At 34.3% G+C, this 13,503-nt stretch carries 14 protein-coding genes; 4 read left to right on the top strand and 10 right to left on the bottom strand.

Translation table 11 applies throughout. From position 1 onward, the window contains the following. Window positions 1-115: 115 nt before the first annotated feature. The 4 genes from sdhC to VMW81_08125 form a co-directional block, all read right to left on the bottom strand. Window positions 116-490 carry a succinate dehydrogenase, cytochrome b556 subunit gene (gene sdhC, locus VMW81_08140; protein HUU50913.1) on the bottom strand — a complete coding sequence of 125 codons (375 nt, stop codon included), beginning with the start codon at window positions 488-490 and terminating at the stop codon, window positions 116-118. A gap of 5 nt (window positions 491-495) precedes the next feature. Next, window positions 496-1,053, bottom strand: a complete 558-nt coding sequence (locus VMW81_08135) for a Fe-S-containing hydro-lyase (GenBank protein ID HUU50912.1) — start codon at window positions 1,051-1,053, stop codon at window positions 496-498. Between the two features lie 10 nt (window positions 1,054-1,063). After that, on the bottom strand, window positions 1,064-1,906 hold the full coding sequence (locus VMW81_08130; GenBank protein HUU50911.1) for a fumarate hydratase: 843 nt from the start codon (window positions 1,904-1,906) through the stop codon (window positions 1,064-1,066). A 102-nt stretch (window positions 1,907-2,008) separates the two neighbouring features. Then, a complete protein-coding gene (locus VMW81_08125; protein HUU50910.1) occupies window positions 2,009-3,262 on the bottom strand; it encodes a poly-beta-1,6-N-acetyl-D-glucosamine N-deacetylase PgaB in 1,254 nt (417 codons plus the stop codon). A gap of 139 nt (window positions 3,263-3,401) precedes the next feature. Here VMW81_08125 and nagZ point away from each other — a divergent pair, with 139 nt between their 5' ends. Genes nagZ through VMW81_08110 form a run of 3 tightly spaced genes read left to right on the top strand, consistent with a single transcriptional unit; the run spans window position 3,402 to window position 6,986 of the window. Next, window positions 3,402-4,418: a beta-N-acetylhexosaminidase gene (gene nagZ / locus VMW81_08120; protein ID HUU50909.1), complete on the top strand. Its 1,017-nt coding sequence runs from the start codon at window positions 3,402-3,404 to the stop codon at window positions 4,416-4,418. Continuing rightward, window positions 4,418-6,622, top strand: coding sequence for a tetratricopeptide repeat protein (locus VMW81_08115; protein ID HUU50908.1), 2,205 nt, complete (start codon window positions 4,418-4,420; stop codon window positions 6,620-6,622). The genes nagZ and VMW81_08115 overlap by 1 nt, the downstream gene beginning before the upstream one ends. Next, entirely contained in the window at window positions 6,612-6,986 is a 375-nt protein-coding gene (locus tag VMW81_08110) for a GIY-YIG nuclease family protein (protein ID HUU50907.1), read from the top strand. Before VMW81_08115 ends, VMW81_08110 begins: the two co-directional genes overlap by 11 nt. Before the next feature lie 76 nt (window positions 6,987-7,062). Here VMW81_08110 and VMW81_08105 read toward each other — a convergent pair whose 3' ends face one another. Together VMW81_08105 and VMW81_08100 are read right to left on the bottom strand one after the other, a co-directional pair. Next, on the bottom strand, window positions 7,063-7,254 hold the full coding sequence (locus tag VMW81_08105; protein HUU50906.1) for a ferredoxin: 192 nt from the start codon (window positions 7,252-7,254) through the stop codon (window positions 7,063-7,065). 153 nt (window positions 7,255-7,407) lie between these two features. Further along, entirely contained in the window at window positions 7,408-7,593 is a 186-nt protein-coding gene (locus tag VMW81_08100) for a hypothetical protein (GenBank protein HUU50905.1), read from the bottom strand. Window positions 7,594-7,824: 231 nt separating this feature from the next. On the opposite strand from VMW81_08100, the gene VMW81_08095 reads away from it, so the two are divergent. Then, complete coding sequence (locus VMW81_08095; GenBank protein ID HUU50904.1) at window positions 7,825-8,154, top strand: exosortase system-associated protein, TIGR04073 family; 330 nt, start codon at window positions 7,825-7,827, stop codon at window positions 8,152-8,154. A 104-nt stretch (window positions 8,155-8,258) separates the two neighbouring features. Here VMW81_08095 and VMW81_08090 read toward each other — a convergent pair whose 3' ends face one another. The 4 genes from VMW81_08090 to VMW81_08075 all read right to left on the bottom strand — a co-directional run. Further along, the gene (locus VMW81_08090; protein ID HUU50903.1) at window positions 8,259-8,654 is read right to left on the bottom strand and encodes a hypothetical protein; all 396 of its coding nucleotides are present in this window, start codon (window positions 8,652-8,654) and stop codon (window positions 8,259-8,261) included. Between the two features lie 45 nt (window positions 8,655-8,699). Then, entirely contained in the window at window positions 8,700-10,205 is a 1,506-nt protein-coding gene (locus VMW81_08085; GenBank protein ID HUU50902.1) for a tetratricopeptide repeat protein, read from the bottom strand. Next, window positions 10,206-10,691, bottom strand: a complete 486-nt coding sequence (gene rimI, locus VMW81_08080; protein HUU50901.1) for a ribosomal protein S18-alanine N-acetyltransferase — start codon at window positions 10,689-10,691, stop codon at window positions 10,206-10,208. Further along, window positions 10,688-13,503, bottom strand: a 2,816-nt coding sequence (locus VMW81_08075) for a DEAD/DEAH box helicase (GenBank protein HUU50900.1), incomplete at its 5' end; no start/stop codon positions are given. The genes VMW81_08075 and rimI, both read right to left, overlap by 4 nt.

Genomic DNA, 13,503 nt, shown 5'->3' with positions numbered 1-13,503 from the left:
AAATGGACAAAAACCAGTACTAACAGTATAATCCCTGATATCCATTGAGAAATCCATTCAAAAGAACCCTGCTCATTCGATCTTCTGTATATTGAATCCATATATTAACACTCCATCAAGAAGATAATCTTCCAGGAAACGATTCTGTTAATAAGTGTAAAACAGGGAGAGTCCCAATGATAAAAAGAATAATTGCTGCTACCATAAAGGCCCAAAAAAGCTTCTTTTGGTAAAGCGAACCTTTTCCAAAATCTATGATGAGGATCCTGATGCCATTCAAAGAATGATATATAATTGCTCCCAATAATGCTATCTCACCAAGCACAAAAATTGGTTGTTGGATAAACTCCATTGCCTGATTAAAGGCTTCTGAGCCTTTTAATAGACTACTTACCTCTAGTATGTGGATCAATAGAAAAAGGGTGATCCCTATACCAGTGATTCTGTGTAATACCCAGGATATTCCACCCAATTGCCATTTATATCTCATAAATTTTATCTCCTAGCAAACTTCTCTGTACCTTCTTTATAGAGATCTTTTCCTTTCATATCATTTACGACGATAACAGGAAAATTTTCAACTTCCAAAAGATGGATTGCTTCTGGACCAAGGTCTTCGTAAGCAATAACTTCTGATTTTTTTATACATCGAGATAAAAGGGCTCCTGCGCCTCCTACTGCAACAAAATATATACATCCATACCTTACCATAGAATCAATGACTTCTTTTGACCTCCAGCCCTTCCCAATCATTCCCTTGAGTCCCATCTCAATCAATCTTGGCGAATACAAATCCATTCGAGAACTCGTTGTGGGACCAGCTGATCCAATAGGCCTCCCTGGCCTTGCTGGGGTTGGTCCAACAAAGTAAATAATTTGACCTTTTATGTCAAAAGGTAATCCCTTTCCTGTATCTAAACCCTCTGTCATTCTTTTATGTGCTGCATCCCTTGCAGTAAAGATTTTTCCAGTAATTTCAACCCTGTCTCCGATGGTCAAATTTTGAATATCTTCGTTTCTCAGAGGTGGTGATAATTTTATAATTTCTGACATTTTTTAAACCTCACAATATTATCTCCTTATGCCTGTGGACATGACAGTCGAGATTAACAGCAACAGGAAGACTTGCAATATGACAGGGATATGTCTCAACATGTACAGCCAAAGCGGTTATTCTCCCTCCCAAACCCTGAGGACCTATACCAAGACCATTAATTTCTTCTAATAGTTCTTTTTCCAGGCTGGCTATTTTCGGATCTTTGTTGGGTTTTCCTAGGGGTCTGAGAAGAGAGCTTTTAGCCAGAAGGGCGCATTTTTCAAAATTACCACCTATACCTACCCCTACCACTAAAGGAGGACAAGCATTGGCTCCTGCTAACTTGACTGCCTCGATGACAAAATCCTTGATTCCATCCTTTCCGTCAGAGGGCTTTAGCATTTTTAGCCTGCTCATGTTCTCGCTCCCTCCACCTTTTGCATCAAGGATAATCTTTAGTTTGTCACCTTCCACAAGACTATAGTGAATGATTGCCGGGGTATTATCTCCTGTATTTATTCTTTCAATCGGGTCTTTTAATATTGATTTTCTCAAATAACCTTCTCTGTATCCCTGGCGAACCCCCTCATTAATTGCATGATTTAATGAACCATCTTCGATTTTAACATCATGACCTATTTCGACAAAGAATACGGCAGAACCTGTATCCTGACAGATAGGGATATCTTCCTTTTTAGCTATCTCAGCATTCATCCTGATCTGTTTTAATATTTCAATACCGGTTTTTGATTCTTCTTTTGATATACTTTCATCGAGGGCGTTTAATTCTTCCGGACCTAAGAGATAATTAGCCTCAATACATATCTTTTTAACAGCTTCTATAATCTTTTGAACCTTTATGCTTCTCATGAGAAATCTCCCATTTATGACATCAAATAATATAAAGTATACATTATACAAAAATGTAATCAACAAAAAAATTATAATTTTTTTAACAAATTTTATTACCTTTTATAAGATTTTATTAAGGCTGTCTAATTCTTCTTTTTTAATTTCTGGAAAAAAGATAAAATTACCTGCTCCTGATGATCTGAGAACACTTATTATATTGCTTATCTCTTCGGATGAAATCTTACTTTTGTTATCCCAATCAAAAACCTGTATTTTGAAAATGATCTTTTTGGGGTCACCAATTCTAGCAATTGCTCTTTTTGTTAAATTTTTTAAAAATTCTTTTAACTCATTAAGAGAGAGTTTTAGCTCCTTTTTTATCTGACGGTGATAGAACATAAAAGAATAATAATCGAGATTAAGTCCTTTTATCTTTTCAAGGTCCTGAGATAACCAAGCTTTAGCATTCTCGGGATCACTTATTGTCTCGTAGTATAAATTGATTATAAATTTTAGTTTTGGATTTATTTTCTTGGTAGAAAATATGAGATCTTGTAAAAAACTCACTATATAGTGGCTCTTCCAATCAGTCCATGTCCAGAACTCATCCCTATAACTATATTTATCAATTTTTCCCCTATAATCCCTATGAATTTCTTTATACATTTTATCAGGAAGAAGGTTGTATCCAAACTTTTTTAAAAATTCGGCTTTTGCCTCAGGGCTAAAACTCTCATTATGTTTCATAATCAAATCATCTTGAAGGAGGATTCCATCAATATCGTATCTTGCGAGATCAACATAAAGTCTTTTCAAATAATCTTTGGCCTCATTCTTAAAGAGGTTTAATCTATGAGAACGCAGTATCTTTCTTTTATTAAAATCATAGTAATAATCCCTCAATTCCTTATTTTCAGATATTAACCAATCGCATGACCTCGTACTCATCCATGCATAAATCTTCATATTATTTTTACGGGCAATCCTTACTAAATCTTGTAGGATATCCTCCAAAACAGGAGCAGCTGAGGATTTAAAGTAAATCCCTGTCCTTCTCTTATTTTTTACCAATCTGTGATTCCTGTCTCCTTTATTTTGAAAGACCCTTACGATTAAAGTATCTATTCCCAAATCCTTAAGCTCGCCTAAACTTCTCTCAAATTCCAAAAGATTCTTTGATTCAATAAAAGGGATTTGAACACCCAACATATCCTTATCTCTCTTATGAGAGATGGTCTTTACCGTCCTTTTATCTACATTGATAGCTGGTTCTTCTAAGATAATATCCTTACAGACTAAAGAGGTTGGAAATAATAAGAAAAGAGATAACAGTAGTGATATCACTAATCGATATCTTTTTCTTTTATCATACATTTGAGTCTGACCTCAAAGAGATTAGAAGTTTTGTTAATTATCAGAAATAGATTGAAAAGTCAATAAACTTGCCTCTATAGGGAACCTATGTTACATTTAAATTCTATATTTTAATTAGAATAAAAAGGCCTATTTTGAGATGTTTGATTTAAAAAAGATGACCTTGAAGGAAAAGGCCGGTCAGTTCCTTATGATAGGTTTTAGGGGAAAGTCTCTTAATCAGAAGACAAAGGAGCTTATAAAAAATTTTTATATAGGAGGGGTGATCCTTTTCGAGGACAATCTGACTGACCAACATCAAACCACTTCTTTATGCAGAGAACTTCAAGAAGTAAGCAGATCCTTTCCTGCCAAAACCCCTCTTTTTATAGCTGTTGACCAGGAAGGCGGACGGGTCTCCCGTCTAAAAGATTTTATTCCTCCTTTTCCTCCTGCGAGATTATTAGGTCAAATAGGATCTATTGACCTCGTTAAGTCTTATTTTAGGAGAACAGCAAGAGAATTAAAGCTTGTTGGTATTAATATGAACCTAGCACCTGTATTGGATATAGATACGAATCCAAAAAATCCTGTTATTGGGGACAGAGCCTTTGGAAAAGAGCCAGGTATCGTTGTCAAGATGGGTGTTGCCGCAATTGAAGCGCTTCATCGTGAGGGGGTAATAACCACAGCAAAGCACTTTCCAGGACATGGAGACACCTCTTTGGATTCTCATCTGACCTTACCCAAATTAGAGCATAACCTGGTTCGGCTTAAAAATATTGAGCTCAAGCCTTTTATAGCCGCAATCCATCATTTAGTGGATACTATCATGACCGCCCATGTAGTCTATAAAGGAGTCGATCCAGAATATCCGGCTACCCTTTCAAAAAGGATTATTCATGACTTATTGAGAAAAGAACTTAAATTCAAAGGAGTAGTTATAAGTGATGATTTAGTAATGAAGGGTATTACAGAAAGTTACAATATAGAAGAAGCAGCTCTTCTTGCAAAGAATGCAGGGACTGATATCCTCTTGATATCTCAACATTCAAAAAATCAGATGAAGGTTTATGAAAGACTTATAAGCTCTATAGAAAAAAAAGAAATACCTCTTAGTATAATAGATAGGTCTTTAGAAAGGATTTTAAAGCTTAAAGAAAGATATTTAAGCTGATGAAGAAAAAATATCTCATAATTATTTTTTTAATTTTATCTTTAAATCTTACCCAGAAACTATTTGGAAAAGAGAACCCCCAGCTTTTTTTTAAGGAAATTCTAGGTGCAATTGAAAAAGAAAATTATACAAATGCTATTGATAAACTTCTCATATTCAAAGACAGATTTTCTCATACGCCCTGGGCTGGTCGTTCTCTTTATCTTCTGGGTTATTGTTACCTTCAAACAAGAGATCTGGATAATGCCCTCATGTTTTATAGAGAATCAAAAAAAAGATATCCTCAACTTAATGACTATATCCAATTCAATATTTCTACTATATGGGGAGAGAAAGGAGAATATGAAAAAAAGATTGAATCTTTAAAGATATTCTTAGAATCTTATCCCTCCAGTCGGCTGAGGCCAAATGCTTTGTATCAATTAGCTCAAACTCATTTTCTTCTTAATGATTATAAGGATGCCTCAAAATATTATCAGGAATTTATAGAAAAGAATATATATGAAGAAGAAATGGAGTTTATACAAGCCTTGTACAACCTGGGGGTTTCCTTTGAAAAAATTGATAATTTTAAAAAAGCTTTTTCCACATATCAAAGGCTTTATATTGATTTTCCACAAGACCCCCTAGCAGATCTTTCCCTTCAGAGAATGGAAGAAATTAAAGATAGATTGAAATATCCCGAATCCTTATTTTTACCCTCACAGCAATATAGAAGAGCTGAAAACCTCATAGAGGCAAAGTATTATCAAAAAGCCATAGATGAACTAAAGGTCCTTATTAAACAAGGAGGAGATATTGGTGAAGACTCTTTTTTCCTCTTGGGCATTACATTTTCAAAAATGGAGGAAAAAGATAAAGCCATTAAAATATTAGAAAATTTTATCAAGAAATATCCCAAAAGTACAAAAGTACCCATAGCATATTATCGAATTGGCAGAATTTACTGGAATAAAGGTTCTATTCCTCAATCAGAGAAATATCTGAAGAAACTCATAAAGAAGTATCCCAAAAATGAATGGACTGAAAAGGGACTCTATGTTCTTGCTCGAATAGCAGAAGAAGAAAAAAAATATAAAAAATCTCTAAAACTCTACACAAGACTCAGAACTGATTTCCCCAAAGGAGAACTTGCTAAAGAGGCTCAATGGGAAAAGGGCTGGATTTATTATCTGTTAAAGAAATATAAAAATGCCTATGATCATTTTAATCCTATTAAAAAAGATTTCTCTTTCAATCCAGAAATTGCACGTAAAGCCCTCTATTGGAAAGGAAGGAGCGCTGAAAGACTTAATGATATAGACCAGGCAATATCTATATATAAAGATCTCCTTCAAGAGTATCCCTATACCTATTATGCTTATGCAGGGAAAGAGCGGCTTGAAAAAATTCTAAAAAAACAAATTTCTTCTCCTGTTGTTCCTCTCTTTAAAAAAACTGTTGCCATCAATTCAAAACAGCTCATAAAATCTCCCCCGTTAAAAAAATGGGAAAGATATCATTACAAAAAGATGAGCGAGTTGGTAGCTTTAGGATTTTTTAAAGATGCCAGTAAAGAGGTTGATATTCTCTCAGAGATATTTCCAAGAGAGCCCAGATATCTCTTTCTTTTAAGTGATGTGTACTACAAATCCAGGTCTTATATTCAAGCCATAAAAAAATTGAATGATATCTATATAAGCCTCTCAAAAGAAGAGATAAAAAGCCTTCCGAAAAGATTCTGGCGGATCTATTACCCAAAGACTCCTTGGCCAATCATCAAACTTCATTCAGAAAATAATGGTCTTGAGCCATATCTCATTTTAGCGATGATCCGACAAGAAAGTGCCTTTGATCCTAAAATTATCTCTAGGGCAGGGGCGATGGGGCTTATGCAGCTGATGCCAAGCACTGCAAAGATGATATCAAGAAAACTAAAAGTAAAAAAATTCAACAAAGATATGCTCTTTATGCCAGATATCAATATATCGCTGGGGATTCGATACTTTGGAGATCTCCTGAAGGAGTTTGATGGAAATTTAGTTCTTGCTCTTGCCAGTTATAATGCAGGAGAAAAACGGGTTAAGAAATGGTTTAAAGAAAAATATAGAAAAGATATCGAAGTATTTATTGAGCAAATTCCTTATTTTGAAACGAGGAACTATGTAAAGAGTATCTTGAGAAACTATAATAATTACAAAATGATTTATAAAAATGAAGGATAGAGGAATCTATAACCTTAAAATTAGATTAGGTAGATTGAAAAAAATTTCTGTGGGAAGACTCGGAATATTTATATTTTCACCAGGTTATTATATTTATACTGGCAGAGCGAAGAAAAATCTTCTAGCAAGATTAGAGAGACACAAGAGAAAAAAGAAAAAACTTTACTGGCATATCGATTATTTTCTTAGATTTGGTAAGATTGAAGATATAAAGATTTATCCTTGGAGAGCTGGAGGGGAGTGTTTAATCAATAAAAAAATCGCTAAGATAAAGGGTGCGAGGATACGCGTACCAAAATTCGGGTCTTCTGACTGTATATGTAATTCCCATCTCGTCTATTTTCCTCAGGACCTCTCTCTTTAAAAGAAAAGGCCAAATCAAAGATAAAAGGGAGGAACATAAAGATCCTCCCTTTTTAAAATTGGTTTAAAAAAATAATCTATTCTTCCCAGTGAATACACTGGACAGGACATGCATCAATAGCCTCTTGGATATTATCTTCGGAGTCTCCTGTGGGGTTCTTAACCTCTGCAACTCCATCATCACTCATCTGAAAAACTTCAGGGCATGTCTGAACACATACCTCACATCCTGTGCACTCATCCGCATCAATATAAACCTTTTTAGCCATATCCACCTCCTCATAATTTGAAAAAATTAAAAAAACGTGATATTTTATAAATAATTAATTATGTTGTCAACTGTTTTTTATAGCATCAAAAAAAACAGGATAATATAAGGATTAAAGGAAGGATGGGTTTTTAAAAGGGGTTTTAAAATATTTTCAATTAATCGTTACTTCGTTAGCCATAAATAGGGAAGGAATCATTATCATAAACTTTTCTGCAGTAATGAAAAACCTCTGTTCACATACCCAGCACTCATAGAGATTCCCTTTCGTGCCATCATATTTTTTAAATATACCGTCACTATTACATTTTGGGCATCTCATTATCTGTTCTTTTTTCATATGAAGTCACCCTCTTTTGTTGTTTTGAGATTTTTATCGGCAGATTTTAAGAAATACTTTATTTAATTTTTTCGAAATATTTTATTGACATTTGATAAAATTATTATTATATTTATTTAATAAACATTTTATTTATAAACAATTAGAGAGGAAGAAGAGATTAAATAGATTTCTATAAGCCTCTTATATAGAAATCATAGAAATTTATAATCTTTTTTGAAAGGGGGTTTTATGAAAACCTTAGTTAAGCTTGTTTTAATTGTTTTTATAGCTTTTGTAATTTTAAGTTTTGCCCACGATTCTTATGCCCAGAATGCTGGTACAAAACTGAAGAGAGGAGTAATAAATTTCTTTACAGGTTGGTATGAGATTCCCGTAAACATTAAAAAGGATTACAGAGAACAAGGCGGATGGGGAATTGTTACAGGTCCTGTTAAGGGATTATTTTTTGGTTTGGCAAGGATGGGAGCAGGTGTCTGGGATACGCTTACTTTTCCGATTCCTGCGCCTGCAGGTTATGAACCGCTTATGAAACCAGAGTATGCATGGGAAAATAAATAGTTAGTAATTAACAAATAGAGAGGGCAGGAAAAGAAATTTCTGCCCTTTTTTATTGTCTGGGAAGCATTCTATATTTATTTTTTTATTTTTAGATATCCGAAGGGCTATGGTATAGTAAGTTCATCAATGGTCTTTTGAATAACCAGTAACTGAAAATCCTCTCTTTGCCTCTGATTGATTAGGCTCTTATCAAGCCTGTATTTGCTCCCAGAATTAAATACCATTTTTTTTACATCAAAAATAAAAAAAATCCCTTTATCTTTGGTGGTGATCTTCACACATTTTATCTCTCGATTGCTGTTGATGAAGATCTTCATATTAAGGATATTATCTTCTTTATAAAAATTTATCGTTTCTCCAGTCTCATTGCTGAGACCTCCTGTTGTGATTGATAATTCATTTATTGTGATTACCCTTTCTGATATTGTTTTTCCATACAGAGGAGAGGTGGATAGTAAAAGAGAAATGATAATAAAGAGTTGAATGATAATCTTTTTCATTCTTTGCTCCTTTTTGATACTTCCTCCATGGTTAATATTAAATATTTATTTATTAAGGGGATTTTTGAATTTTTTTAACTGGTCATAAAAATACCTTCTATCAGGAGCTAATTTTATAGCTTGGTTTATAATCTCAATGGCTTTTTGGTATTGATTCTTCTTGTAATAGAGCTCTGCTAAAGTATCGAGATAGCCAGCAGTATTAGGTTTTAATTGTAGTGACTTTTCTGAAAGTCTTATCCCCTCATCTAAATTTTTTTCTTGGATGGCGTATATCCATGCCAATCTGTTAAGAGAAGGAGCATGATCAGGTTCATGGTTTAATAAATTCTTTAATGCTGAGATTGCCTTTTGATATTTTCCTTGTTCAAAGAAAAGATTCCCCATTTCAAACAGGACCTTAATGTTTTTGGGATCTTTTTCGATAATCTTTTGATATATTTCTAATCCCTTTTCTTTCATATTATTTTTTATATAGAGATCTCCTAAAACCATTAAATTGTCATTTTTATCAGGTTCTAATTCAATAAGTTTTTCTAAAATTGGAATGGCCTTTTCAGTTAAATTCTGTTTTAGATAGAGTTCAACCAAGGATGACAGGGCCTTTGTTTCGTCAGGTTTAAGACGGATGACCTGTTCATATGCCGTAATCGATTCATCTAAAAGGCCTGTATTTTTATAGATATCACCAATTTTATAAAAGATATCATAACGCTTAGGATCTATCTCGACAACTTTTTGATAATGGAATAAAGACTTATTGATCAAGCCTCTTTTTTCATAGAGAAGGGCTAGGATATAATGGGCTTCCAGATATTGTGGATTTAACCTGATAACCTCGTTAAGAAGGATTTGTGTTTGAGATTCTTGTCCCATTTTCGAATAGATGGTCGCCATTCCCATCAAGGCGCTGATATTATCTGGTCTGGCTTCAATCACCTTTTTAAATTCATCTGCCGCCTCTTGCAATCTATTTTCCTTTATGAGTCTATAGCCCACCTCAACTGAACCTGTAATCTTTATAACTTCTGAACTCACTGCCTTTTGCTTTTCGAATTTCTTTTCTTTTTTTGGAAAGAGATTGGAAAAGGAGAAGATGGAGTAAACAGAAATCGAAATCAAAATTAATGTTATGAGTATGAGAAGAGGGGATCTTATTAATCTCGGTCTTCTTGCAATATCTGTCGATATTGTCTGCCTTTGCTCAGTTTTTGGCATCTTACAATTTCCGTAGAATTCTGTACCTTCCTCCACATATAATAAAGGTGTATGGATATTACCCGATAAAAGACTTTGAGAATGAAAGGAAATTTTTTTGGTTGCCTCTATGTTGCCAAATATCTTGCCTTTGTTAATAACGGTTTCTCCCTTTATCTCGGCCTTTACATTCCCACTTTCACCTACAATAAGTGTGTCGTCTGCGGTAATCTCTCCTTCAAATTTTCCGTCAATCTTTAGAGAACCCTTGAAGTTTAGAATCCCCTTGAGATTGACAGTTTTTCCTATATAAGAATCTATTATTCCCTTTTCTGATTTTTTTCTAAGTTTCATTTATTCCTCTAATTTTAAAAGCATGATAAGAGCATCTTCTTTAGGTATCGTATAATATTTTTTACGAATTGCAACAGGAATAAAACCCAATTTTTTGTATAATGCCCTTGCTGACACATTAGAAATTCTTAGCTCTAATGTTATTAACTTGGCCCCTATTTTTATCGCCTCTTTAATTAAAAATCTTAATAGCTGTTCTCCAATTCCTCTTCTTCTGTATCGACTATGAATGGCGATATTGGTTATGTGTATTTCATCACTAATGATCCAATAACAGCAATATCCCAAGATTCCACGATAAATACTTTTGTCTTTTGCCTTAGCTAACAGAATTCGAGAAAATTCGTTCTCTTTTAATTCTATTAAAAAGGTCTCTTTTGACCAAGGGGATGAAAAAGATGTTTTTTCTATTTCCAACACCTCATTCAGGTCGCCTTCAACCATCTCTACCACATCAATGTCAATTCTTTCTTTGATAACATTCATAGGAGGTTATCAAGATCCCACTGAACGGGGATCCTCACCAGACCTTTTTCTCTCTTTTCAAATATTAAATATTTATTTTTAACACCAAAATTGAATAATTCTCTTGTGAGTTCCACGTCTTTTTTACAGTAGTCTATAACCTTATTTATATTTCCTTGTTTAAACCATTTTATTGATAAGAGTCCATTTCCTATCTTCTCAGTATTAAGGGTACTTTGTGCTAGGTGGCTTAGGCTCACTCTATATCCCAAATATTGATAGATATCTTCTAATATGTCTATTGTTTTAATCTGATTAAAGTCAAAGGGAGTATATCCTTTTAAAACAGCGTAATCAAATCCTTTTATATTAAACCCGATAACCAGACCAGCCCCCTTCAGTTTTTCAATCATTTGATGAACACTTTTTTCATCATAGGTATAATAATCTCCTTCAATCTCATCATAGATGACACCAATGGCTAATCGCATCAGATGTTTGTTATTCCATCCCCCAACCTCTTCAGCACTCTTTTGGGTCTCAATATCAAAATAAAGTATTTTTTTGTTATTTTTATGATTTGCATCATAGCCTTTTTTCTTTTCTTGTTTGAAAATTTCTTTTTCAGTCACCTTTTGAACTGGGGGAGTATCGCCTTTTAATCCTAAAAGTTCTTTAAGGATTAACTTTGCTCCCTTTTTATCCAGAGGTTTATTTCCAGAGCCGCACTTGGATGAATGAACACAAGACGGGCAACCCTCTTCACATGAACATTCTTCAATTAATCTTAAAGCAGAAACTAATAAATCTTCTATAACCTCAAAACCCTTTTTGGATAATCCTATTCCTCCTGGATATCCGTCATAGATGAATATAGAGGCCTTATTGACTTGAGGATGAAAAGGGTAACATATCCCCCCCATGTCGTATCGATCACACATAGAAAAGAGAGGAAAGATGGCTATGGAGGCGTGTTCGACAGCATGAATCGTACCCATAAAATTATGCCTCTCTCTCTCTATTTGATCTTTTAAATTGTCTTCTATTTCGATCCATATCCCAATGGTCTCAAACTGCTGCGCTGTTAAATCGAGGGGATGAGTACTCAATATTTCTTGCCCAATCATTCTTCTCTTTTCATACCCTGTTATCTTTTCAGTCACCTTTAACTTGCCAAGATTGATTAAAAAGTTTTTTATCCTCTTTCTCTTCATACATTTTAATATCTCTGTTTCTGTATCAGAAAGGGGTTGAGTATAATAATTTAAATCTACTTCCTTCGCATCAATATTTTTCTGTTTAATATCCAATTTCGTTATGAGATATTGTTTTCCCTTATGAAGGTATATCGCCCCTGGATGACCTTCACTATAGGCCCTGTTTCCTGTTAATTTCCCTACAAGGCTTTTGTTCTTTTCTTCAAATATCGTAAAGCCTTCGCCAACGCATCTTATATTAATATCTTTTTGAGGATTATTTTTATAGGAGAACCATTCTTTGCCAGAGGCACTTTTCAAGAGTTTGCCTTCTTTTTCCAATATTTCTATCTCTTTTTTATACCTTTTAATGTTAAAAAAAGGATCAGAAAAGCTGAGGGGTATTTCAGAAGCCGCACATACGAGATGTTCTTTAATGATCTCCTCATTGTTTGGGTCTAAAACAGCCTCTTCAAATCCCCTCTTAAAAAAATCCTTGGGATGAGAGATGAAGTATTGGTCTAAGGCATCTGTCTGAGGGATTAAAATAATTAGAAATTCTCTGTCTTTTCTTCCCACCCTGCCACTTCGTTGCCATGTACTCGTTATAGTTCCTGGATACCCGACAAGAATACAAACATCCAATCCACCAATATCTATCCCCATTTCTAATGCGCTGGTGGAAATAACCCCCTCCATTTCCCCTGAGGAAAGCTTTGCTTCTATCTCCCTCCTCTCCTCCGGAAGAAAACCAGCCCTGTATGAACTGATTTTATCTGAAAATTCAAAATGATCTTGAATAACCCAAGTATAAAGAAGTTCTGTTATCTTTCTTGCTTTGGTAAACATGATTGTCTTGAGTCCGGAATTTAAGCAATCCTTGAATAGTTTCGCAGCAAGGGTATAGGGACTTCCCTCTGGATTCATAAATATAAAATGCCCCCCTGATTTAGGCGCCCCATTTTCCATAATCACCTCAAATTTTAACCCTGTAAGGTCTTCCACAAGGTTTTGGGGATTGGATATAGTTGCAGAGCTTGTAATATACTGGGGTGACGAGCCATAAAACTGGCATATCCTGTTAAGCCTTCTTATGACCTGGGCAACGTGGGAGCCGAATATGCCTCTGTATGTATGAAGCTCATCAATGACTATATATTGGAGTTTCTTGAAAAATCTCTCCCATTTCGTATGATAGGGGAGAAGACCAAAGTGAACCATATCAGGATTTGTAATGATAATATGAGGGAGGTCTTCCCTAATTTTTTTTCTTTTGTATGAAGATGTATCACCATCATATACAGCACTCTTAATTTTTATATCTCTGTCCAGTACAGAACTCAGCTCATTCATTATTTTGAATTGATCCTGTTCAAGGGCTTTAAGAGGAAAGATATATAAGGCTCTTAAAGAAGGATCTTTCACCAATGATTGAAAAATAGGGATATTATAGACCAATGTCTTGCCGCTTGCAGTGGGTGTGATAACAGCTATATTTTTACCTTTGGAGATCCTTTCAAAAGCAATCGCTTGATGAGAATAGAGAGAAGTTATATTATTTTTTATAAAATAATTTATAATCTTATCTGATAGAGGATAGGAGGAGGTTTTGTATATCGGCTTTTTTGAAGGTATTT

The sequence above is a fragment of the Nitrospinota bacterium genome (assembly GCA_035528715.1).
In the GTDB taxonomy this organism is placed as follows: Bacteria; JADFOP01; JADFOP01; order DATKYB01; family DATKYB01; genus DATKYB01.
The sequence above is the reverse complement of the archived record's forward strand: the minus strand, read 5'-3'. Positions and strand labels throughout refer to the sequence as shown.

Excerpts from the sequence above, each read along its gene's own strand:
- sdhC (HUU50913.1), bottom strand. The coding sequence starts at position 490 with ATGAGATATAAATGGCAATTGGGTGGAATATCCTGGGTATTACACAGA.
- VMW81_08135 (HUU50912.1), bottom strand. The coding sequence starts at position 1,053 with ATGTCAGAAATTATAAAATTATCACCACCTCTGAGAAACGAAGATATT.
- VMW81_08130 (HUU50911.1), bottom strand. The coding sequence starts at position 1,906 with ATGAGAAGCATAAAGGTTCAAAAGATTATAGAAGCTGTTAAAAAGATA.
- VMW81_08125 (HUU50910.1), bottom strand. The coding sequence starts at position 3,262 with ATGTATGATAAAAGAAAAAGATATCGATTAGTGATATCACTACTGTTA.
- nagZ (HUU50909.1), top strand. The coding sequence starts at position 3,402 with ATGTTTGATTTAAAAAAGATGACCTTGAAGGAAAAGGCCGGTCAGTTC.
- VMW81_08115 (HUU50908.1), top strand. The coding sequence starts at position 4,418 with ATGAAGAAAAAATATCTCATAATTATTTTTTTAATTTTATCTTTAAAT.
- VMW81_08110 (HUU50907.1), top strand. The coding sequence starts at position 6,612 with ATGAAGGATAGAGGAATCTATAACCTTAAAATTAGATTAGGTAGATTG.
- VMW81_08105 (HUU50906.1), bottom strand. The coding sequence starts at position 7,254 with ATGGCTAAAAAGGTTTATATTGATGCGGATGAGTGCACAGGATGTGAG.
- VMW81_08100 (HUU50905.1), bottom strand. The coding sequence starts at position 7,593 with ATGAAAAAAGAACAGATAATGAGATGCCCAAAATGTAATAGTGACGGT.
- VMW81_08095 (HUU50904.1), top strand. The coding sequence starts at position 7,825 with ATGAAAACCTTAGTTAAGCTTGTTTTAATTGTTTTTATAGCTTTTGTA.
- VMW81_08090 (HUU50903.1), bottom strand. The coding sequence starts at position 8,654 with ATGAAAAAGATTATCATTCAACTCTTTATTATCATTTCTCTTTTACTA.
- VMW81_08085 (HUU50902.1), bottom strand. The coding sequence starts at position 10,205 with ATGAAACTTAGAAAAAAATCAGAAAAGGGAATAATAGATTCTTATATA.
- rimI (HUU50901.1), bottom strand. The coding sequence starts at position 10,691 with ATGAATGTTATCAAAGAAAGAATTGACATTGATGTGGTAGAGATGGTT.